This window comes from Pelagicoccus albus (genome assembly GCF_014230145.1).
GTDB classification, from domain to species: domain Bacteria; phylum Verrucomicrobiota; class Verrucomicrobiia; order Opitutales; family Opitutaceae; genus Pelagicoccus; species Pelagicoccus albus.
Map to the genome: position 1 here is coordinate 450,754 of NZ_JACHVC010000013.1, position 21,121 is coordinate 471,874.

The following is a 21,121-nucleotide window of genomic DNA, read 5'->3' on the forward strand; positions in this document are numbered from 1 at the left end:
TGAAGGCTTTAATTGACCGCCATTGACAGCCCAGCCTCCGCCGCTTACACACCTCGCTCCTTTAACCCTACACGCGAATGAAACCCGCAAAAAAACCAAATCGTCCTTACTTCTCATCGGGCCCCTGCTCGAAGCGTCCGGGCTGGAGCCTCTCCGCCCTCGAAAACGCGCTAGTAGGCCGATCTCATAGAGCCAAAAACGCCAAGGCTCGCATCGAAGAAGTCATCACTCGTACCAAAGACTTGCTAAGCCTCCCCGAGGGCTACGTTTGCGGTATCGTCCCAGCCTCCGACACTGGAGCTGTAGAGATGGCCCTATGGTCCCTTCTCGGCGCTCGCGGCGTCGAAATGATGGCTTGGGAATCCTTCGGATCCGGTTGGGTCACCGACGTAGTAAAGCAGCTGAAATTGGAAAACGTCGCCAAACACGAAGCCGCGTACGGAGAGATCCCCGACTTGAGCAAGGTCAACTTCTCGAACGACGTCGTATTCACATGGAACGGCACTACCTCGGGTGCCAAAGTACCAAACGGCGACTGGATTCCCGACGACCGCGAAGGACTAACCATTTGCGATGCGACTTCTGCCGTATTCGCCATGGAACTACCATGGGAGAAGCTCGATGTCGTAACTTACTCATGGCAGAAGGTCATGGGTGGCGAAGCGGCTCACGGCATGCTAATCCTCAGCCCTCGAGCGATCGAGCGCTTGGAAAGCTACACTCCCGCTTGGCCACTCCCAAAGATCTTCCGCCTAACTAAGGGTGGAAAGCTGATCAACGGTATTTTCACGGGCGCAACCATCAACACAGTTTCCATGCTATGCGTAGAGGACGCAGTAGATGGACTCAAGTGGGCCCAGGAAATTGGCGGTCTTCCAGAGCTAATCAAACGGTCCGACGCTAATTTGGCAGCCATTGAAAAGTGGGTCGAAGCGAGTGATTGGGCTGGATTCCTAGCAGAGGACAAGTCCATCCGCTCAAACACATCCATCTGTCTCAAAATCACGGATACCTGGTTCACCTCGCTTCCAGAAGACGAACAAGCGGCAGCAGCAAAAAAGATCGTGTCCCTTTGCGAAGCGGAAGAGGTCGGTTACGACTTCGGTGCCTACCGGGACGCTCCTACGGGATTCCGCATTTGGGGTGGAGCCACAGTCGAAACCTCCGACATCGAAGCTCTTCTACCTTGGCTCGACTGGGCTTACGCTCAAGTCAAGTCGGGCAGCTAGACTCCATTCGGATCGTATCAGACAGGATGATACGATCCAAAAACCTTTCGAGCCGAAGCGCTAAACATAATGCGCTTCGGCTTTTTCAATCCATACGCCTCGACAGAATCACTCCATGTTAATAGGCATCACTCGTGCTGCCACCCTTACCAGTATTCGGTAATCTGTGATTCTTAAAAATGAAAAAACGTCCGGTATTTCGCCCTCGTTTTATTGAACTATTCTCCAAGCGAGAAAACTCGTTTTCCCTCGGAACGGAAATCACTGCGGGAATTACAGTCGGTTTAATCGCGCTGCCGCTCGCTCTCGCACTGGGAATTGCCAGCATTCCATCCGGCACCGACACGCCCTTGCCCGCTCCGGCGATCGGAATATTCACTGCCGTGATTGGCGGATTTCTCGTCGCTCTATTGGGAGGGAGTCGGGTTCAAATAGGCGGTCCGACCGCTGCCTTCATCCCGATCGTATTGCTCATAGTCAGCGAGCACGGATACTCCGGGCTGCTGGTAGCAACGATGATGGCGGGCGTCATTCTCATGATCATGGGCGTCACTCGCATGGGCAGCCTCATAAAGTTCATTCCATGGCCCGTCACGAGTGGCTTCACCACAGGAATCGCGGTGGCAATCATGCTCACTCAGGTGCCTGATTTCGCCGGCCTAAAAACGGAAACGGCGATGCCGCGCGAGTTTTTCGAAAAGATTCCCTGGATCTTCGAGCACCTGGACCTTTCGAATCCCTACTCTCTCTCCATCGCAATCCTTTGCGTCGTAGTCATCCTTTTTTGGCCTCGGCTAAAACTTCGCTTCATTCCGGGATCCATCGCAGCGATGCTACTGGCCACCGTTCTCGTTTCATTGCTCGGTTGGTCCGACGCACACGGCATTGCAACCATCGGCAGTAAGTTCGGAGCCAACGCGTTTTCAGCCCATTTTCCGACACCTTCCCTACCGCAATTTGATTGGAATATGGTGAGAGAACTGATCGGGCCCGCAACTGCCATTGCCCTACTCGGAGCGATAGAATCCCTGCTTTCCGCCGTGGTGGCAGACGGACTTTCCGGAGATCATCACGACAGCAATACAGAACTGATCGCTCAAGGTTTCGCCAATTTCCTCTGCCCATTTTTCGGAGGCCTACCCGTAACAGGCGCAATAGCTCGCACTTCAGCGAACATCAACAATGGCGGCAAAACGCCACTTGCAGGCATAATCCACGCAATCGCTCTACTCAGTATCATTCTAGTGGCGGCCAATTGGGTAATCTACATCCCCATGGCTGCGATGTCGGCAGTACTCATTGTCGTAGCGTTAAAAATGGGGGAATGGCATGAGCTGTCACGTCTCCCCAAACTACCTCGCAGCGACGCTATCGTGATGCTGACCACCTTCGCCCTAACGGTAATTTTCGATCTGGTCGTCGCCGTGGAAATCGGGATGGTCCTCGCCGCCATCCTCTTCATTAAACGCGTCTCCCAAACCACTGAGGTGAGTCAAGTGACGGGGAATGACATGCTGGAACGGCCCGAGCAGATTGCGCAAGGTAAGGAAATCCCGGAAGGAGTCCTCGTCTACCGAATTTTCGGACCGTTTTTATTTGGAGCCGCCGAGAAGATGGAAGACGCCCTTTCACGGATCGACAGCTGGCCAAATGTATTGATACTTCGACTACACCTCGTTACCGCAATGGACGCGACTGGCATGCATGCGCTTGTCAGCCTTGTGGAGCGGATGAAAAACCACCAGGGCAAAGTCATACTGAGCGGCATCCATCAGCAACCCTTGCAGATGCTCAAAAAGAGCGGATTTATCAACACCATCGGGCGCGAGAACTTCTGCGCCACCTTCGACGACTCACTGATCAGAGCTAAAGAACTTAGCTCCCAATCAGAAGCTTAAAGCACAGCGCTTACTTCGGCAAAATCGGTTTTTTGTCCCAGGGAAGTTTAACTTTCTCTAGGGTCTTGTCCCAAACTTCGTAGGGTTCGAATATCTTTCCTGGATTCAAAATGCCCTTTGGATCCAGAGCTTTCTTGATCGCCTTCATGGCCGAAATCTCCGCTTCGTTGCGAGCAACGGTCATAAAAGGAGTCTTGGCCAACCCGATACCATGCTCTCCGGAAATGGTTCCTCCGAGAGCGCAAACCTTCTTCATCAAATCAGATACCGCTCCCTTAGCCCGCCGACATTCATCCTTATCGCTGCGAGTATACATGATGTTGACGTGGAAATTACCATCCGCCGCATGCCCGAAAGTAGGTGCGTTGACCTTCCACTTCTTCTGCATCTGCACAAGAAAGCGGGCAAACTTAGCCTGACTCTCCAAAGGAACGACGATGTCCTCGTTGATCTTGGAATCCCCCATCGAGAACATGGCTGGCGAGCAAGCTCGGCGGGCCGACCAGAGCGTCTCCGTTTCTTTCGCGGTCTTCGCTTCCCGGTAAGCCAGTCCATTCTCCTTGGCCCACTCGATCGCTTTTTTCTTGTCCGCACGGATTTGAGCTGGGTTCCCATCAAACTCAACGAGAAGCAAGGGCTTCAACGACAGTCCTTCGAAAAGTTTAACACCTGCAATCTCCTCAGCACAATAGACTGAATTTGTATCCAAAAATTCAAGTATCGACGGATTCTGTCCTGAACCGAGCAAGACTTGAACTGCCTCAAGCGCCTTCACATCCGAATCAAACGCCACTAGAATAGTCCATTTCTTTTCCGGCTTTGGCAGCAGCCGCAATACCGCTTTGGTCACAACACCAAGGGTGCCTTCGCTTCCGATCCAAAGGTCGCGGACATTGTAGCCAGTAGCAAATTTCTTGTATTCGCCTCCCCAGGACACTTTTTCGCCTGTTGGAAGAAAACCTTCTAGAGCCAAAACGAAATCTCGCGTCACTCCATACTTAGCGCAACGCATGCCGCCTGCGTTACAGGCGATATTCCCGCCAATGGTGCTATATTTGAGAGAAGATGGGTCTGGCGGATAGAACAACCCGAGTTCCTCGGCGGCTGCCTGGATTTTTCCTACGACTGCCCCAGGACCTACCACGGCCATAGATTTTGTGCGTTCGATCTTGATGCGGTCCATCCTCGAAACGTCCAATACCCAACCGCCTTTTGCGGGTGCGGCCGAACCTGTCAAAGACGTCCCCGCCCCGCGAGTCGTAACCGGTACGCCATATTCGTTGGCAAGCTTCAGAGTGGTCCCGACATCTTTCTCCGTCCTAGCTAAAACAAGGGCATCGTAGGCAAACCCCAGTTTCAGGGAATCAAACGAAGCCATATACTTTTCGTCTTCTTCCAACTTAACCTTTCGGGCGCCTAGTTGCTCTACGAGCTTATCCGTTGCGAGCTGCCGTTTCTTGGAAATGCGTGCCATAGGAGACTAGCAATAGAACGCGTCCCGAGATAATCGCAACCGTTTAGCTCAAGGCTCGCTTGAGCTTCAGCCCCATCAACTGCAAAGCCAAAAAGTATACCCCCACTCCCACGGCAATTGGAAAGGTTACTTTCATAGCCAAGGCGAAGGTGCCACTCCCATTCCAACTCTCTAGCCATTCAACGGACAGAAAAACCACTATTCCCATCAATGCAGCGGAAACAATCACCTTAAAGAGGTTCGGAAAAATACCGCCCAAACTCGTATTCAAATTCTTCCGACCCAGAGCGACATGGAGAAACAACGTCTGAGTTACCGCGGCAGCGTTGGTTGCGATCGCTAAGCCGACCGCTCCAAACTTCCCCATCAAGCTTAGACTCAAGACTAGGTTAATTACAAAAGCCACCATAGCAGCTCGCATCGGTGTGCGAGTGTCTTTGAGCGCATAAAAGGCTCGCGTCTCGATAGCGATGAAGGAGTAAAACGGCATTCCAATCGCGAAAATGATAACTAGCGGTACGGTCGCCAGCGTGTCTGTCTCAACGAACTCACCCCGCTCGAAAAGCAAAGCGATTATTTCCGGGGCCAACACGCAAAGCCCCACTGCAGAAGGCACAGCAAGTAACAGGCAAACCAGCACTCCCTTCTTGTAGATCCCACTAAACTCCGTTCCACGCGCCCCTGCGATCGCAGCTGTCAGGCTCGGAAAAATGACCGTGGAAATCGCGATCGCAAACACACCGACGGGCAACTCAACCAAACGGTTGGCATAGTACAGCAGCGAGGCAGCCGAATCATTCACCGTGTAGGCAAGCACACGACTAACCAGTATGTTTACTTGAAAAACCGCGCCACCTATAATCCCGGGTACAGTAAGCAAAGCCACTTCCTTAACCCTTTCGGATACAGAAAAATCAAATCGTGGTCGCCAGCCCTCGCGTGACAAGGCGATCGCCGGAACGACCATCTGCAGAAGGCCACCTACCATAGCACCCGCGCAGAGCCAGTAGGTTTTCTCCTCCAAATCGGCTCCTAGATGCCATCCCGCGATCCCAAGAGCTACGATGATACTCGCGTTTAGCCAGACCGCGGTAAGGGCCGGAATTCCAAATCTGGAAAACAAATTCAGGGCGGCCGAAAGGATTGCCGCTACACAAATTAAGAGAACATAGGGAAAAACAACCTGACCCAATCGTGCAGCAATAATCCAATCTTCGGATACACTTGACCTCTTAACAACTTCGAATCCTCCAATCACCATCAGGGTGATGCCAAGGCAAATGAGAATCAGCCAGCTCAAGGTCTTGTTCACGAGGTCATGCACCGCCGATCGCCCACCCTGTTCTAGCTCTTCACTTAGGTTAGGCATTAGAGCAGCCGTCAAAGCTCCCTCTCCTAATAGCCGCCGGAAGAGGTTCGGCAGAGTGAAAGCGGTGAGAAAAGCGGAGTTCCAAATTGACGCTCCCAACATCGAACTCGTCATCATATCTCGCAGCAGTCCAAAGACCCGAGAGATCATGGTGAAAGACGAAACCAGACCTATGCTCTTAACCAGCCTTGCCATCTATCAAATCGAGAATTTATCCACGTACTGGATACAGAGGCAGATAGACCCTTCCAGACCAGCTAACGAGTATCGCTATCAAGCTTGGCGCAAACCGACTTCAGCAATCAATTGACCATCCTCCAAAGTGATAGTCTTTACGTTTTGCCACATTTCGATGAATTCTTCCGGCCACGCCGTTTCGGCAATCTTGGACTGTACAAGTGATGTTACCAAACCGCCCAATCCGGGGATCGGCAATGAGTTCAATCGCAAGCCAGTCACAGATAACGTTGGCCCACTCTCCGAATTCTCGAATTTCAACTCTGCTACCGCTAGCAACTCAAACGGGTCACCCTGCGGGTCCACGACTACCTTCAGATTCGCGAACATGCGATCGTCCTGAATTCGAAGGTTGAAGGGTCCGATCTTGGCAGGCTGCTTATCCGGAGTTTCTTCGGTGGTCTCCTCTTTATCGCCCTTACCTAGCTGACCAAAAAAGTAATTGATTTCCGCTTCGGAAAAAGAAACCGGACCAGGCGACCGACGCTGCAGTCGACTCAATCCACCTCGCAAATTCGAAGTCTCAGTTCCAGAGACTCTACCCTTCATGTAGATGCTGGTATAGTCGCCTCTTTCTGTAGTCGCTCCATCTTCATCCATGCTTGTGACCACCTTGGCCGGTCTGGATAGGAGAATCGTAATCCCTAAAAGCACTCCGAGAAAAATCCCCGAAGAGGCAGTGAGAATCAGAGTTAAGAGCTTCGGCTCCTTAGTTTTCAGCTTTTTCATTCAGGCGATTGAAAGGGTTGGTTCTAGCGACGGACTCGTCTTTCGAGATCCTGAAATGTGAATCCCATTACGTAGAAGTAGAAGACGCCTCCGAAGAAAAATGGAAACGGGAGCAATACCAGCCCAAGCATACACAAACCGAGATAGGCCAAAGTCGGTACCGTGTAATTGATAGCGGTCTTCCTGAGCATGATTCCAAGCGCCTCCACATTGAAGCAATCGGAGATATCATTTTTAACTGAATACAAATAGAGAGCAGCGCTCAATACCGGCCCCGCCAAGAAGAGGACAGGAATCAAGGGTATACGAGCAATCATCCCATCAAAGGCCAGTTCGGCAAATAGCGTCACCAAGGCAATCGGAAGCGCGGCGAATATGATGCCCACAATTAAAAAGCGGAGACCGTCTACGAACAGGGTTTTGAAGTCGTCCCACTCGGGCAATACGATGTTCCTAGAAGTGCGACCTTGCAGAAAGATCTGGTAGAGATAACCGAGGGCGAGGATGTTCACTATCGGGATCAAGCTTAGAACTCCGCCGATGGCGCACTTCTTAAGCCAATTATTGTCTGAAAAGACTCGTTTAGATACTTGCTCGATTGTGGGCATTGAGGATGCTCGGGTTGATTAACTTATTGCACTACGCACATTTAAGATGGAGTTCAAAGAGAAATTACGAGCCTACCAGACGGAAATCGAATCCGCCATCGAGGAATACCTCCCGACAGCTCAAACACGTCCCAGCCACATTCACGAAGCCATGCTATACAGCCTCCGGGCCGGCGGCAAACGCTTGCGCCCCATTTTGGTTCTAGCGGCAAGGGAGCTGTTCGGCGGTGAAGCTATCGCTATGCCGGCAGCAATTTCTGTGGAAAGCCTCCATACCTACTCTTTGATCCATGACGACCTCCCCTCTATCGACGACGGAGATTTGCGACGCGGCAAACCAACTTGCCATAAGCAATTCGATGAAGCGACAGCTGTTTTAGCAGGAGACGCCCTCCTCACCTACGCATTTCAATTGCTGGCTAAGCATTACGGCGATTCGCCCGAAATCTGCACCAAGCTAGTCGCCGAGCTTTCGGACACGGCAGGCAGTGAGCGTTTAATCGGTGGACAGATGGAGGACATCCTCGGCGAGGGAGCACCGCTTTCGGAAGACACCTTAAACTTCATCCATTTGAACAAGACTTCTGCTTTGATCGAGTGCTGTTTGGTAATGGGCGGGATCGTGGGTCAAGCAGACGCTGGCCAAATAGAATCCTTGCGAGCCTACGGCCGCGAGATCGGCATCGCCTTCCAGATTATCGACGACATTCTCGACGCTACCAGCGACGAAGCGACATTGGGCAAAAATACCGGCTCCGACGCGGAGATGGAAAAGACGACCTATGTGAAACTTCACGGCTTGGAAAAATCGAGACAACTCGCCGCCCAGAGGACTGGGAGAGCCATCGAGCTCTGCTCAGAGCTTCCCGGCGACACCTCCTTTCTAGAAGGCTTGGCAAGCTATCTGGAAAATCGACTCAACTAAGGTAGACCAGACCGCTCTGTGAGCACACCCACGGTTAGCTTTGTCTCGGCATTGCACAATTGCCTTCCCCTTACGAAGGCAATGCTATCAAGCCTGGAAAAGACCATCGATCTCTCAAACAAAGAGGTCGTCCTGATCGATGACTGCTCCAAAGACGGAACGTCTGAATACCTAGACGATCTGGAGACTCGTCCCAACTTCACAATCATCCGCAACACCGAAAACCTCGGTTTTGCCGCTTCCAATAATATCGCAGCGAGGCAGGCCCAGAGCGATGTCCTTGTATTTATAAACAACGACCTCGAGTTCTCCGCCAATTGGCTGGACCCGATGTTGGCCGCATTAACCGGAAGCCCTGACGTCGGCGCCGTTGGGAACGTACAGCGTAATTTCGCGACAAACCTCGTGGACCATGCTGGTATCTTTTTTGATCTGGAGGGCATGCCGACTCACGCCCACAAGAACAGACGCAATCCCCCGAAAGGAAGCATGATAGAGAGAAACGCCGCCACTGCGGCCTGTCTGGCGATCAAGAAGGAAACCTTTTTCTCGGTAGGCGGTTTCGATGAAGCGTACCGAAATGGCATGGAGGACGTGGATCTTTGTATGAAGCTGAAAAAAAACGGCCAGAAAATCCTCGTCGCTCTCGACAGCGTCATCCGCCATCACGTGAGCTCCGCACCAGGGCGACACGTCAACAACGATGCCAATTCAAACCTGTTTCGCGACAGATGGAGCGACTTCGCCCGTCCTTTCGGCCAAAGCGAATGGCCAATGGAGTACTTCCGAAGATACGCCCGCTTTTGGTGGAGAATGAATCCTCGGCTTGCCATCAAGGCGCTAAGCATGCTCCTGATGTCCTACTTTCGCTGAAAGTCGCCTCTAACAACCCGACTCCCTGAGAAACTATCCCGCGAAGCTCCCCTAGACTTCGCGGCCATTGCAAATGATCCGTAACTTTTTCAAAACAAACTCCCGCAACCCAATCTCCGAACGTTGCGAAAAGGATAGCTTCACTAAGCTTCGTCAAAAATATGACCTCTACTATAAAATAGCGGAGGGACAGAGCGGGACTCGGGTCACCATCGACGGAAAAGAGATGGTCATGCTCGCCAGCAACGAATACCTCGGCCTTTCCATGCACCCCAAGGTGATCGAAGCGGGACGAGACGCATTGCAGAAATGGGGCAGCGGCACCATGGGAGCTCGATCTGCAAACGGTGGCAGGTGGTTTCACAGGGAACTAGAAGAAGAACTCGCCGACTTCCTAGGTAAAGAATCGTGCCACGTCTTTGCGGCGGGCTACTTAGCCTGCATGGCCTCGATCACCGGTTTCGCCCAACGCGGGGACATCATCCTGGCAGACAAGAACCTGCATTCCAGCCTCTGGGAGGGCATACGCCTCTCCATGGCCGACGTGGAACGCTTTGGACACAACAATGCGGAACACCTATCTTCCATCCTCAAACAACTCGACCCGAACACACCGAAACTGATCTCCATAGAGGGCATCTATTCCATGGAAGGTCACATAGGAGACCTGCCCGCCATCACCAAGGTCGCGGCCGAACATAACTGCTTTGTCTCCATGGACGACGCTCACGGAATCGGGGTACTCGGTGATCAAGGACGCGGCACCGCAAACCACTTCGGCTTAACTGACCAGATCGACATTATCGCCGGCAGCTTGTCCAAGTCATTCGCCAGCACAGGTGGATTCATCGCGGGCGGCAAAGCAGAGATCGAGTACATGCGCACCCACTGCAAACAGTCGATCTTCAGTGCCGCCTTGAGCCCATCGCAGGCTGCCTGCGCACGAGCAGCGCTCAAAATAATGCAGCAAGAACCGGAATGGCAAAGCCGCCTCTGGGACAACACCGAGAGGTTCAAAAAGCTGCTGGAAGAACTGGGACTGGATACCTGGGGAAGTGCAACGCCTGCTGTGCCAATCGTGTTGGGAACGAGAGAAAGAGCATACTTTTTCTGGAAAAAACTCTGGGAGAAAGGCGTTTTCACAGTCATGTCCACGGCGCCAGGGGTACCTCCGGGTAAAGATCTCGTTCGCACCGCGATATCGGCTCGCCATACAGATCAAGACTTTGAGCGAATTGAAGCCGCCATACGCTACGCGGCGGGCTGAATATTAGCCTGAAATTACACTCGGATTATTTTTTTTAATCCGTAAGTGAAATTTAGTGCAATTCATCTCAATTTCATGTTTGAGGTATTGCGAGGCATGGGGAATGCTAGCCCCGTTCCACCAAACTAACTGCTAATTTTCGACCTGCTGAAGTCAAAAATTGGCTACAAACTGAACTGAGACCTAAGAACTATATGAAGTACACAAAAGTACTCCGACGTAGCGCCCTACCTAAAAACGCGCTGCTCGGATCCTTCGCACTCGCTATGATTGGATCCCCTCTCTACTCGCAAGAGATGGAAGAGGATACAACGGATGAAGAGGTAAAAACCTACACCGTTACCGGATCGCGTATCCGACGTATCGATTTGGAAACGCCTTCTCCAGTATTGGTAATCAGCCGTGACGAGTTGGATGCGACCGGATTCGCTACTGTTGGCGACGCATTGCGCGCCCTCCCTATCGTGAATGGCCAAAGCCTTAACTCTGCAGACGCCGGTACTTCATTTACCCCAGGCGTAAGCAGCTTGAACCTCCGCGGTTTGGGTAACAACAACACGCTCGCCCTTATCAACGGTCGTCGTGCTGCCCTATACCCATCTCCAGGCTTCAACGGATTCCAGTCCGTATTCGACTACAATAGCGTTCCAGTATCCGCTATCGAGTCTATCCAGATCCAGAAGGACGGTGCTTCCGCTATCTACGGTTCCGACGCGGTCGCTGGTGTTGTAAACATCGAGCTCCGCAAGGACTTCGAAGGCATGCAGACCCAAATCTCCTTCGGAGACACCTGGGACACAGGATCCTTCGAAGAAAAGTTCTTCGCTATCGCGGGCACTGGAAACGAGAAAACTTCTATTGTATACACGGTCGACTTCACCAAGCGCAACGCGCTCTTCGCTCGCGACCTCGACTACACCGATAGCGCCGATGCTACTGACCTCGGCAGCTACGACTGGAGCAGCTCGGCTCCTCCATCCGCAAACGTTCGTGGTTTGGACCCAGCGCTATTCCCACAATTCCCATCTGGTTGGGCAACCACCAATGGCGTAATGCTCGACTACCAAGACGGTGTATCAATCGACGACTTCGTAGCTGGTAACGTTTACTACAACTTCCAGGAAGAACAATCTCTCTTCCCAGAGCAACGTTCGCTCGGTTTCTACAGCTACCTCACTCACGAAATCTCCGACACGGTACAGGCCTTCGCCGAAGTATCCTACCGTCACTTGGAGATGAACGTATTGGCAGCTCCGACTCCAGCATTCTTCTTCAACGAGAATGGTGACAGCGACGCCGGCACGCTCGTCATGCCGGTGGAAAATCCATACAACCCATTCGGAGTCGAGCTGGATGCCCTTCGCTGGCGTATGGTTGAATCTGGCCCTCGTGAAAACGATCTCGTAATCCAATACCCACGTTTCGTTGGTGGATTGCAGGGTGAGATCGGCTTCGACTGGACTTGGGAAACTTCGGTTGCCTACTCGAAGTCCTCGCTCACCAACTACAACCGTAACTCTGTTGTAGACGACCTATTGCAGGACGCTTTGAACGGGATCGAAATCGATGGCGAAACGCTCTATGCGAACCCATTCGGAACCAACGATCCTCGCGTGATCGACTACTTCACAGTAGAGAATCCCAATGACGATTCCTACGAAGCTCTCATCCTCGGCGCAAACGCTTCTGGCGTAATCACTGACATGCCTGCTGGTCCACTCGGCGTTGCATTCGGTGTAGAATACCGCGAAGACAACCTCGAGTCTGTCGGAACAATCCTGAACGAGACGTCTCAGATCGTTGGCGGTTCTGCTGGAACAAACACCTTCGGCTACCGCGACGTTACCTCCGCTTACGCAGAGCTCTCTGTCCCAGTACTCGAAAACCTCGAGCTCCAGCTCGCTGCCCGTTACGAAGACTACAGTGACTTCGGTGACACCACCAAGCCTAAGGCTGCGTTCAAGTTCCGTCCAACTGACTGGTTGCTCTTCCGCGCATCCTATGGTCAGTCTTTCCGCGCTCCGGACTTGTCGTACCTCTACGCTCAACAGTCCACTAGCTTCTCTTCTTCGCAATTGATCGACCCGAAGAACCCAGACGTACCTGCCCAGCAGATCCGCTCTATCACTGGAGGTAACCCTGACTTGGGACCTGAAGAAACCGACGTGACCTACGCTGGTATCATCATCTCCCCATCGGAAACTCCGTTCCTGAAGGACTTCCAGTTCTCCTTCGAGTTCTTCGAATTCGACCAATCCGGATTGATCGACAGCCTCTCAGCTTCTGAAGCGCTCACACTTGAAGACACTATCCCAGGTCTCGTTGTTCGTGCCGCTCCTGCAGCCGGCCAAACTTACGGCCAGATCCTGTACGTTAACTCCAACTTCCAGAACATCGACTCTGCGAAGATGAGCGGTTACGACATTGGCATCAAGTGGCTCAAGGAAACTGACAACCTCGGTGACTTCCGCGTATCGGTTGACGCAACCATGAACGATTCGTACACCTACGACGGTTACGAGCTCATCGGTACCGACAACTACCCAGAATGGCGCGGCACTGCTCGCTTCGCTTGGAACAAAAACGATTGGGCAGCGTCCTTGTACGTTCTCTACATCGACGAGTATCCATCGATCTACGCTGACTACGGCGTACCAGGAACAGAATCCCAGTGGCTCTTCAATCCACAGGTTTCCTACTCTGGACTATACGACACGAAGGTTACCTTCGGTGTACGTAACGTATTCAACAGCGAGCCACCACGCGATAAGGACGAGTCTATGACTGTTAATACTTCCGTTAACAGCATCGAGCCAGCTTTCTGGTACCTCCGTCTGACCAAGGATTTCTAATCCTCGCGTAGTTAGTTTTTTCTCTTTGGCTGGCATCTGCCTTAGATGCCAGCCTTCGTATTTGCGCTATCGGAAAGAAAGCTCTGTATTCAAACCACACCGAATACCTTAACTCATAACCCGTCAGTGAGGCCCGACCTTCACGGCGAGCTTAACATTACGAAATGACCATCAAACCCTCGATTTTAACCTCATTAATCCACCCCAAGCGCGCTGTCGCCCTCGTGGTTATCAGCATAGCGCCCTATTCAATTTTCGCCCAAGAAGAGGCTGCTCCTGCTTCCCCTCCCAATCCGGAGGCCATATCCGAAGCAGTAGACACGGTAGTTGATCGCGAAAACCAAGCCATCTCTACTCAAGAGCAAATAAACAGCATTTCGGACCAGACCCAGTCACTCGAATCCGAATACAAAATCGTACTTCGCGAGCTCGAGGTCGTGAACAAGTACAACGATCAAATGAGAGCCATCATCGGCTCTCAAGAAGAGGAAATCTCCACCATCGAGGCCGACTTGGCCAAGTTGCAGGACACGCAACGCGAGATCGTTCCCCTGCTCCTTCGCATGATCGAAGCGCTCGATCAATTTGTAGACGCAGACACCCCGTTCCTCATCGAGGAGAGAAAAGGTCGCGTCGAAGATCTCAAAGCAATGATGGATCGCGGCGACATCTCCATCGCTGAAAAGTACCGTAAGGTTTTCGATGCCTACCAGCAGGAAAACAACCTCGCTCGCAACATCGAGGCGACCACCGGCAACGTTAATTATAAGGGAGAAAGCCGCACCGTAGAATTCCTACGTGTAGGCCGAGTCGCATTCTATTTCAAATCGCTCGACGACAAGCTCATCACCCGCTGGGACACCAAATCGAATGATTGGGTCGTGGTGGAAGACGATTCGGAAAGACTGAATATCCTTCGCGCCTTCAAGATCGCACGAAAAGAAATACCGGTCGACCTGCTCGTACTCCCAGTCACCAAGCCATAAGCAAACCCTTTCCAAACCATACGGATGAAAAAGATACCGTCACTTATTGGCATTGCTACGCTCATCGCCGCAGCCTGCCCACTCTTTGCGCAAAGCTCAGCCACCACAAACCTCGACGCTTTGCTCGAGCGCGTGGAGCAAAACAAGATCCTTGAATCGAAGGAAAACGAACAGCGTATCCAGCGCTTTCTAAGCCAGCAAGCCCAGCAGAAAGAGCTCTTGGCCCAAGCCAAGGCCGAACTGGCTGCGGCCAAGGACCTCAGCATTCAGCTGAAAAACAGCTACGACGAGAACGAGCTAACTTTGGCCGACCTCGAAACCCAACGTGAAAACGAAATGGGCGACCTCGGCGAAATTTTCGGCAACGTTCGCCAACTCGCCGGGCAGTTTAAGAACATCGTCAGCTCTAGCCTCACTTCTTCCCAGTTCCCGGGGCGTGCTCAGTTCTTCGCTGATCTGGGTGAATCGAAAGCTCTGCCAACCATCGAAGAGCTCAACAAGCTTTGGTTCCAAATCCTGCAAGAAACTGTAGAGTCCGGAAAGGTTGCCCGTTACCAAGCGAAGGTTGTTAACACCGATGGAATAGAGTCGACGCAAGAAGTCGTCAGAGTCGGCACCTTCAACGCTCTGAACTCAAAAGGATTCCTCGACTATGTCCAGGAAACCGGACAGCTCGCCGAGCTGGCGGAACAGCCCAAAGCTCGCTACACAGCCCCTTCCATCGCTTTCGTAGAAGGTGATTCCCAGTCAGTCGTAATCGACCCTTCCCAAGGAGCGCTACTGCAAGCGTTCGCCAACACGCCTGACCTAAGCGACCGAGTCAATCAAGGTGGCGAGGTCGGTTACGTCATCATCTCCCTTCTCTGCATCGGGATAATCATCAGCATCTACCGTTGGATCACATTGACGCTAGTCCAGACCAAGATGAAGGCTCAGCTCAAGGATCTATCCAAGGCGGGCTCCAACCCAGTCGGACGCATCATCAAAGTCTTCCAAGAATACGACCGCCCTGACGTAGGGGTGGAAACCTTGGAGCTAAAGATTGACGAAGCGATCCTCAAGGAAACGCCAAAGCTGGAAAGCGGTCTTTCCACCATCAAGATCCTCTCGGCTATCGCGCCTCTCCTTGGACTTCTCGGTACTGTTGTCGGTATGATCGCGACCTTCCAGTCCATTACTCTTTTCGGTACAGGCGACCCAAAGCTGATGGCAGGTGGTATTTCCCAGGCCTTGGTAACGACTGTATTGGGCCTGATTTGCGCAATCCCATTGGTTCTCATTCACTCGTTCCTACAGGGGATCAGCAACCGGTGTATAGCCATCATCGAAGAGCAGAGCGCAGGTCTGATCGCATCCTTCTCCGAAAAAAGCGCGAAATAAGCCCGCTATGTTCTTAGAATATTTCGTCAACCTTCGCGATTTCTTCGACAAGGGCGGCGTAGTGCTTTTCGCCATCTTCGGGGTACTCACGCTCATGTGGATCCTGATTTTGGAGCGTCTTTTCTTTTTCCTTTTTCGGTTAAAGGACGTGCACGCCGCCACCCTGCGCGACTGGCAGTCCAGAGGGGATAAGTCCTCTTGGAAGGCCCACAAGATCCGCGAAGCAATGGTGGTCACTATGAGACTGCTAGCTAACAAGAGGATCACCTTGATCAAGACGCTCGTGGCCGTTTGTCCCCTACTCGGTATCCTCGGCACCGTAACCGGTATGATCCTCGTCTTTGACGTAATCACCATCACCGGGACCGGAAACGCACGTGGAATGGCGGCAGGGATAACGAAGGCGACTCTGCCCACCATGGCAGGTCTCGTAGCGTCTCTATCTGGTCTACTCTGTGCCGTGCGCTTGGAAAGAGCCGCGGAACGAGCAGAGGAAAAGCTCATGGACGAGCTGCAAATCTCAACCGACTAGACCATGGCCCGTCGCAGCAGACAACGCAAAGAAGAGCAGTCGATCGATATCACGCCCATGTTGGACGTGGTCTTCATCATGCTGATCTTCTTCATCGTCACGACTTCTTTCGTGAAGGAAACCGGCATCCAAGTCACTCGTCCCGAAGCGCTAACCGCCGAGCTCAAGGAGCGAGGAAACATACTCGTGGGTATCCGCGAGAACGGAGAAGTTTGGATCAACAAGTCGCATGTCGAAATGAACGCGATCCAAACCATCATCGAGCGACTTCGCGCCGAAAACCCCGAAGGTGAAACCGTAATCGTAGCGGACAAAGCTGCCGACAACGCGGTCCTCACCCAAGTCATGCAACAACTGGCTCGAGCTGGCATAGGGCAAGTATCCATAGCCGCCGAGTCGAGAGAGTAAGCCATGAGCCTCAAACACCGAAAACACAAAAAGGAAGAATCCGAGATCGATATCACGCCCATGCTGGACGTGGTCTTCATCATGTTGATCTTCTTCATCGTCACCACCTCTTTCGTGAAGGAAAAAGGCATCGAGGTCGCGAGCCCATCAAGCAACGCGTCCGTGAAGAGCGACAAGGGAAACATCGTAATCGAATTGGATAGTGCCGGCACGATTCTGGTGAACAAGAAGGCCGTTTCTCTAGAGGCTGTAAGACCTAATGTGGAACGCCTCCTCGCAGAAATGCCCGATGCATCCGTGATCCTCGCCTCCCAAAAAGGCAGCCAGGTCAATGACTTGGTTGTGATCGTCGACCAAGCGCGACAAGCGGGAGCCAGCCAAGTCTCCCTAGCCTCCACCGAGTAATGAATTTTTCGCCCAAAGAACAACCATTGCAGATCCTGAAGTGGCTACTCTCCATGGCGCTTGGCGTCGGAGTGGCCCTGCTTCTCTTCGGATTGATGATTCGCCTCGTTAGCTCGGGTAACGCGTTGACCGGAGAAAGCCCTGATATCGGCTCAGTCAATTTCGTGCGTCTCAAGATTGAGGAGCAGGTCAAGGTCAAGGAGCGCCGCCGTCCGGAAGAGCCTCCCCCACCCAAGAAACCACCCCCACCAAAACGCATGGAAGTGGAGCAAGTCGAACAACCCGACACGCCCACTCCAGAGATCACCATTCCAAATCTCAATATCCCTTCCGTATCCGGTACAGGAGCCTCCATCGGCGGTTTCGGATTGGCTGCCAACCAAGGCGCTGGTGACCGAAACTCGCGTACTATGCTGCGCAGCCGCATAGATCCTGTCTATCCGCAGCAAGCAGCCATGGACGGACTGGAAGGCTACGTCGAAATGCGTGTCACCATCGGCAAGGAGGGATCTCCCACCGATGTCGAAGTTCTCGACTACAGCGACCGCGTTTTCGTCAACCCAGCTAGAAGAGCGATCTTCCGCTGGAGATGGGAGCCCGCCTACGAGAACGGAGAACCGGTGGAATGGACATGGGTAATCAAAATGCCCTTCACGCTAAACAATTAGATGCCACCGAGCTACGCTAGAACATGAAGCATAAGCTACTCAGACTCTTTTTGATCGGAACCGCCCTCCTCGGGACGGAATTGGCCTACTCGCAATCTTTCGAAAACGACCGTATCTACAACGCCTACCTGAAAATCCAGGAAGCCACCGTAGCGGGAGAATTCGAGGTAGCCCTCGAGGGAATCAACAAACTGGCCAACTACAAAACGGCCGACGTAGAGACCGCCGCCATCCTGCGAGCCAGAGGCTTTATCCTACTCAACATGGACCGCGGGAACGAGACGATCAACGACTTCCAGACCGCGATCGACCTCGATGTCCTCAACGTGCAGATGGAGCAGGAAATGCGATACGTGATTGCCAATTTGCTGGCCTCTGCCGAGGAATGGCAAAAGTCCTACGATGTTTTCCAAACGTGGCTCAACATAGCCAACTCGGAAATCGCCGAACAAGAAGGCCTTCCAAAGCCCGATGTAGACGCCTACTCGCTCGGCGCGGCGATCGCCAGTAATTGTGACGACTTCCCCTTTGCCATCGATTGTACGGAAAAAGCGATCCAGATCAGCCCCGAGCCGAAGCGGGAGCTCTACAACCTGCTCATTGCGCTGCACTTTCAAAACAGCGACCTCAAAAAGGCGGTTGAATCTCTACAACGAGCTCTCGCTGCTTTCCCCGACGACAACGAATTCTGGAAGACTCTTTCCAGCATTTACCAGTTGCTCCAAGAGGATAAAGAAGCGCTCGCCGCATTGGTCATCGCCTATGACGAGGACATGATGACTAAGAAGGAAGAATATCTCCTGCTGGGTCGATTCTACATGTTCAACAAGATGCCCTTCAACGGCGCGGAAGTCATCTCCACTGGTTTGGAGCGCGGAGTACTCACCGAGTCTAAGGAAAACTTGGAATTGCTCTCCCAAGCGTGGTTCTCGGCCCGCGAGTTTGAGAATTCACTCGAGGTTCTCAAAAAAATTGTCCACTCCACTGGAGATGAGGAGGCCACACTACGAGCAACTCAGATTCTGATCGACCAAGAGAAGCACCAGCAGGCCCTCGAACTGTTGGACATCGGCTTAAACAACGAAGAAGTCGAGGACCTAGGTAATCTGTATAAGCTCCAAGGATACGCCTACTATGGCTTAAAGCAGTACGCCAAAGCAGTCGAAGCCTTCACCAAGGCGGGAACGGCGGATCCTGAGGATAAGCCCGACTACGACCAGTGGATCGACTACTTGAAGACAGAATTCCTGGCTCAAGCTGATTAATAATAACCCGAAACACCAGGCCCGCTACGGTTGGACGTCGGGCCGAAATAAAATCCCGTTTAGAGAATGATAAAAAGATTAGTCCTCCTGCTAACCCTCGCCTTCATCAGCGCCTCTTCGGTTCACTCTCGTCCTGGCGTCCCTGTGGAAACCCTCTTCAAAAAGCCGGAATTCGCAGCGTTTCAAGTGTCTCCAAATGGAGAATACCTCGCCGTTCTCGCTCCTTATGAGAGACGGTTGAACATTCACATCATCGAACTCGCGACGATGAGTTTCTCGCGAATCACCGCTGTGAAGGATACCGATATCGCTGGATTTAGCTGGATTACGGATGATCGTTTATTCTTCCAGATGGACAATGGCGGGGACGAATATTACGGCACCTTCGCGGTCGACCGGGATGGCGGTAATCCAACCACCATCATGCCAATGCTCTCAGACGATGCGAGTTTCTCCATCCCACGCTACACGAGAGTAATCGACCTCCTCGACGACCAGCCTGACTACGTTCTCGTAGCAAACAACGAGAGCCGTGCGGACTATCCAGACCTCTACCTTCTCGACATCCATACTGGCCGCAAAAAGATCTTTCTTTCCAACCCTGGCAACGTAACAGGTTGGATGACCGACCAAAATGGAGTCGTTCGAGTGGGCTTGGTTCGCGACACAAGCACCAGCGATAAGATCAAAGGCAGCTTTATCTACCGCAGCGGCCCCGACGATGAATTCCACCAAGTTTTCCCGTATGCGGAAGAGGATAAATGGAGGGTAGTCCCACTCGCTTTCGACCACGACGGCAAAACCATGTATGTGCACGCTCGCCCCGACGGGGCAAAAGTTGAGGGTATTTACACCTTTGATCCTGAAGCGAAAGAGCTGGGTGAGATGATCCTGCAGGACGACACCTACGACGCTGGCGGTGTAGTCGTTTCAGATTTCACGAAAAAACTAGCTGGTTACGGTATCAATCGCGAGAAGCCAGAGTTCATTTGGGTGGATGAGGAAAAGTCGCAGATCCAAACCGCCATGGACAATGCGTTCCCCGATACCATAAACTCTCCCAGCAGCATGAGCGACGATGAAACAGTCATGGTATACGTGTCTACCTCAGCTCGCCAACCTGCTTACTATAACCTTATCTCCTTGCGTGGAGGAACTCTGAAACTCACTCCTCTCGGCTATTCCCGCGAGTGGATAAAGCCCGAGACCCAATCCGAGCAAGAACCCTATACCTTCGAAGCGAGAGATGGCACCATCCTTCATGGATACATCTGGTTTCCGCCGAATTCGGATCGGAAAAACCTGCCTCTGATCGTGAATCCTCACGGCGGTCCAAACGCTCGCGACTCCTATGGTTGGGATCCCCGCGTACAGTTCTTCACCACTCGAGGATTCGCGGTTCTTCAGGTCAACTTCCGCGGCAGCGACGGCTACGGAATCGACTTCGTCAAAGCCGGTCACAAAAAGTGGTGGTACGAGATGCAGTACGACGTTCGTGACGCTGTGCAATGGGCCATAGACCAAGGCTATGTGGACGAAAAGAAGATCGGGGTATACGGAGGTTCCTACGGAGGTTACGCCACCATGGCTCAGCTCACAAAATATCCGGAACTCTACAATTTTGGGATCAACGTGGTAGGTGTCGTAGATTCCGAGGAGATGCTAAAATACGAAAAGGCTACCTCTGACTCAGCCTTCGCATTCTGGCAAAGCCGTATCGGAAAGCTCAAAGAGGACATCGACATGGTTCGCGAATCCTCTCCGATCAATCACATCGAAAAGCTAGACGATCCTGTATTCATAATTCACGGCGTTCGAGATCCTCGAGTACCGATCAAGCAAGCCGAGCTACTCCGCACAGCCATGAAGAAGAACAAGAAAAAGTTCGAGTGGCTGGTGAAGCGAAATGAAGGCCACGGCTTCCGCAAAGAAGAGAACGTCTTTACCGAATTCAACCAGATCGAAGACTTCATCGCACCCTTCATGAAAAAGTGGGGCATGAAATAGATCATTGCG

General features: G+C 52.4%; 18 protein-coding genes. 14 read left to right on the top strand and 4 right to left on the bottom strand.

Annotated features, from left to right (window positions below; all coding sequences use genetic code 11):
- Positions 1 to 77 precede the first annotated feature (77 nt).
- Positions 78 to 1,229 (top strand): phosphoserine transaminase, encoded by a 1,152-nt coding sequence (locus H5P27_RS17205; protein WP_185661660.1) that lies wholly within the window; start codon positions 78 to 80, stop codon positions 1,227 to 1,229.
- Positions 1,230 to 1,408: 179 nt separating this feature from the next.
- The gene (locus H5P27_RS17210) at positions 1,409 to 3,127 is read left to right on the top strand and encodes a SulP family inorganic anion transporter (RefSeq protein WP_185661661.1); all 1,719 of its coding nucleotides are present in this window, start codon (positions 1,409 to 1,411) and stop codon (positions 3,125 to 3,127) included.
- Positions 3,128 to 3,137: 10 nt separating this feature from the next.
- On the opposite strand, the gene H5P27_RS17215 is transcribed toward H5P27_RS17210, so the two are convergent.
- The 4 genes from H5P27_RS17215 to H5P27_RS17230 all read right to left on the bottom strand — a co-directional run bounded on the left by H5P27_RS17215 (position 3,138) and on the right by H5P27_RS17230 (position 7,544).
- A complete protein-coding gene (locus H5P27_RS17215; RefSeq protein ID WP_185661662.1) occupies positions 3,138 to 4,601 on the bottom strand; it encodes an FAD-binding oxidoreductase in 1,464 nt (487 codons plus the stop codon).
- A gap of 43 nt (positions 4,602 to 4,644) precedes the next feature.
- Positions 4,645 to 6,165, bottom strand: a complete 1,521-nt coding sequence (murJ, locus tag H5P27_RS17220; RefSeq protein ID WP_281384361.1) for a murein biosynthesis integral membrane protein MurJ — start codon at positions 6,163 to 6,165, stop codon at positions 4,645 to 4,647.
- A 78-nt stretch (positions 6,166 to 6,243) separates the two neighbouring features.
- Positions 6,244 to 6,936 carry a hypothetical protein gene (locus H5P27_RS17225; protein ID WP_185661664.1) on the bottom strand — a complete coding sequence of 231 codons (693 nt, stop codon included), beginning with the start codon at positions 6,934 to 6,936 and terminating at the stop codon, positions 6,244 to 6,246.
- Between the two features lie 23 nt (positions 6,937 to 6,959).
- Positions 6,960 to 7,544, bottom strand: coding sequence for a DUF4013 domain-containing protein (locus H5P27_RS17230; protein WP_185661665.1), 585 nt, complete (start codon positions 7,542 to 7,544; stop codon positions 6,960 to 6,962).
- A 46-nt stretch (positions 7,545 to 7,590) separates the two neighbouring features.
- Here H5P27_RS17230 and H5P27_RS17235 point away from each other — a divergent pair, with 46 nt between their 5' ends.
- The 12 genes from H5P27_RS17235 (at position 7,591) to H5P27_RS17290 (ending at position 21,112) form a co-directional block, all read left to right on the top strand.
- A complete protein-coding gene (locus H5P27_RS17235; protein ID WP_185661666.1) occupies positions 7,591 to 8,469 on the top strand; it encodes a polyprenyl synthetase family protein in 879 nt (292 codons plus the stop codon).
- 18 nt (positions 8,470 to 8,487) lie between these two features.
- Positions 8,488 to 9,342, top strand: a complete 855-nt coding sequence (locus H5P27_RS17240) for a glycosyltransferase family 2 protein (RefSeq protein WP_339382609.1) — start codon at positions 8,488 to 8,490, stop codon at positions 9,340 to 9,342.
- A 73-nt stretch (positions 9,343 to 9,415) separates the two neighbouring features.
- On the top strand, positions 9,416 to 10,609 hold the full coding sequence (locus H5P27_RS17245; RefSeq protein WP_185661668.1) for an aminotransferase class I/II-fold pyridoxal phosphate-dependent enzyme: 1,194 nt from the start codon (positions 9,416 to 9,418) through the stop codon (positions 10,607 to 10,609).
- Between the two features lie 194 nt (positions 10,610 to 10,803).
- The gene (locus tag H5P27_RS17250) at positions 10,804 to 13,461 is read left to right on the top strand and encodes a TonB-dependent receptor plug domain-containing protein (RefSeq protein WP_185661669.1); all 2,658 of its coding nucleotides are present in this window, start codon (positions 10,804 to 10,806) and stop codon (positions 13,459 to 13,461) included.
- A gap of 164 nt (positions 13,462 to 13,625) precedes the next feature.
- The gene (locus H5P27_RS17255; protein WP_185661670.1) at positions 13,626 to 14,447 is read left to right on the top strand and encodes a DUF3450 domain-containing protein; all 822 of its coding nucleotides are present in this window, start codon (positions 13,626 to 13,628) and stop codon (positions 14,445 to 14,447) included.
- Positions 14,448 to 14,471: 24 nt separating this feature from the next.
- Complete coding sequence (locus H5P27_RS17260; protein ID WP_185661671.1) at positions 14,472 to 15,827, top strand: MotA/TolQ/ExbB proton channel family protein; 1,356 nt, start codon at positions 14,472 to 14,474, stop codon at positions 15,825 to 15,827.
- A 7-nt stretch (positions 15,828 to 15,834) separates the two neighbouring features.
- Positions 15,835 to 16,359 carry a MotA/TolQ/ExbB proton channel family protein gene (locus H5P27_RS17265; protein ID WP_185661672.1) on the top strand — a complete coding sequence of 175 codons (525 nt, stop codon included), beginning with the start codon at positions 15,835 to 15,837 and terminating at the stop codon, positions 16,357 to 16,359.
- A 3-nt stretch (positions 16,360 to 16,362) separates the two neighbouring features.
- Positions 16,363 to 16,767 carry an ExbD/TolR family protein gene (locus H5P27_RS17270; RefSeq protein WP_185661673.1) on the top strand — a complete coding sequence of 135 codons (405 nt, stop codon included), beginning with the start codon at positions 16,363 to 16,365 and terminating at the stop codon, positions 16,765 to 16,767.
- Between the two features lie 3 nt (positions 16,768 to 16,770).
- Positions 16,771 to 17,172, top strand: a complete 402-nt coding sequence (locus tag H5P27_RS17275; protein ID WP_185661674.1) for an ExbD/TolR family protein — start codon at positions 16,771 to 16,773, stop codon at positions 17,170 to 17,172.
- Positions 17,172 to 17,840 (top strand): energy transducer TonB, encoded by a 669-nt coding sequence (locus H5P27_RS17280; RefSeq protein ID WP_185661675.1) that lies wholly within the window; start codon positions 17,172 to 17,174, stop codon positions 17,838 to 17,840. The genes H5P27_RS17275 and H5P27_RS17280 overlap by 1 nt, the downstream gene beginning before the upstream one ends.
- Before the next feature lie 23 nt (positions 17,841 to 17,863).
- On the top strand, positions 17,864 to 19,105 hold the full coding sequence (locus tag H5P27_RS17285) for a tetratricopeptide repeat protein (protein ID WP_185661676.1): 1,242 nt from the start codon (positions 17,864 to 17,866) through the stop codon (positions 19,103 to 19,105).
- A gap of 66 nt (positions 19,106 to 19,171) precedes the next feature.
- Entirely contained in the window at positions 19,172 to 21,112 is a 1,941-nt protein-coding gene (locus H5P27_RS17290; RefSeq protein ID WP_185661677.1) for an alpha/beta hydrolase family protein, read from the top strand.
- Positions 21,113 to 21,121 lie beyond the last annotated feature (9 nt).

Excerpts from the sequence above, each read along its gene's own strand:
- H5P27_RS17265 (WP_185661672.1), top strand. The coding sequence starts at position 15,835 with ATGTTCTTAGAATATTTCGTCAACCTTCGCGATTTCTTCGACAAGGGC.
- H5P27_RS17210 (WP_185661661.1), top strand. The coding sequence starts at position 1,409 with ATGAAAAAACGTCCGGTATTTCGCCCTCGTTTTATTGAACTATTCTCC.
- H5P27_RS17255 (WP_185661670.1), top strand. The coding sequence starts at position 13,626 with ATGACCATCAAACCCTCGATTTTAACCTCATTAATCCACCCCAAGCGC.
- H5P27_RS17270 (WP_185661673.1), top strand. The coding sequence starts at position 16,363 with ATGGCCCGTCGCAGCAGACAACGCAAAGAAGAGCAGTCGATCGATATC.
- H5P27_RS17230 (WP_185661665.1), bottom strand. The coding sequence starts at position 7,544 with ATGCCCACAATCGAGCAAGTATCTAAACGAGTCTTTTCAGACAATAAT.
- H5P27_RS17260 (WP_185661671.1), top strand. The coding sequence starts at position 14,472 with ATGAAAAAGATACCGTCACTTATTGGCATTGCTACGCTCATCGCCGCA.
- H5P27_RS17215 (WP_185661662.1), bottom strand. The coding sequence starts at position 4,601 with ATGGCACGCATTTCCAAGAAACGGCAGCTCGCAACGGATAAGCTCGTA.
- H5P27_RS17225 (WP_185661664.1), bottom strand. The coding sequence starts at position 6,936 with ATGAAAAAGCTGAAAACTAAGGAGCCGAAGCTCTTAACTCTGATTCTC.
- H5P27_RS17280 (WP_185661675.1), top strand. The coding sequence starts at position 17,172 with ATGAATTTTTCGCCCAAAGAACAACCATTGCAGATCCTGAAGTGGCTA.
- H5P27_RS17235 (WP_185661666.1), top strand. The coding sequence starts at position 7,591 with ATGGAGTTCAAAGAGAAATTACGAGCCTACCAGACGGAAATCGAATCC.
- H5P27_RS17275 (WP_185661674.1), top strand. The coding sequence starts at position 16,771 with ATGAGCCTCAAACACCGAAAACACAAAAAGGAAGAATCCGAGATCGAT.
- H5P27_RS17285 (WP_185661676.1), top strand. The coding sequence starts at position 17,864 with ATGAAGCATAAGCTACTCAGACTCTTTTTGATCGGAACCGCCCTCCTC.
- murJ (WP_281384361.1), bottom strand. The coding sequence starts at position 6,165 with ATGGCAAGGCTGGTTAAGAGCATAGGTCTGGTTTCGTCTTTCACCATG.
- H5P27_RS17290 (WP_185661677.1), top strand. The coding sequence starts at position 19,172 with ATGATAAAAAGATTAGTCCTCCTGCTAACCCTCGCCTTCATCAGCGCC.
- H5P27_RS17245 (WP_185661668.1), top strand. The coding sequence starts at position 9,416 with ATGATCCGTAACTTTTTCAAAACAAACTCCCGCAACCCAATCTCCGAA.
- H5P27_RS17250 (WP_185661669.1), top strand. The coding sequence starts at position 10,804 with ATGAAGTACACAAAAGTACTCCGACGTAGCGCCCTACCTAAAAACGCG.
- H5P27_RS17205 (WP_185661660.1), top strand. The coding sequence starts at position 78 with ATGAAACCCGCAAAAAAACCAAATCGTCCTTACTTCTCATCGGGCCCC.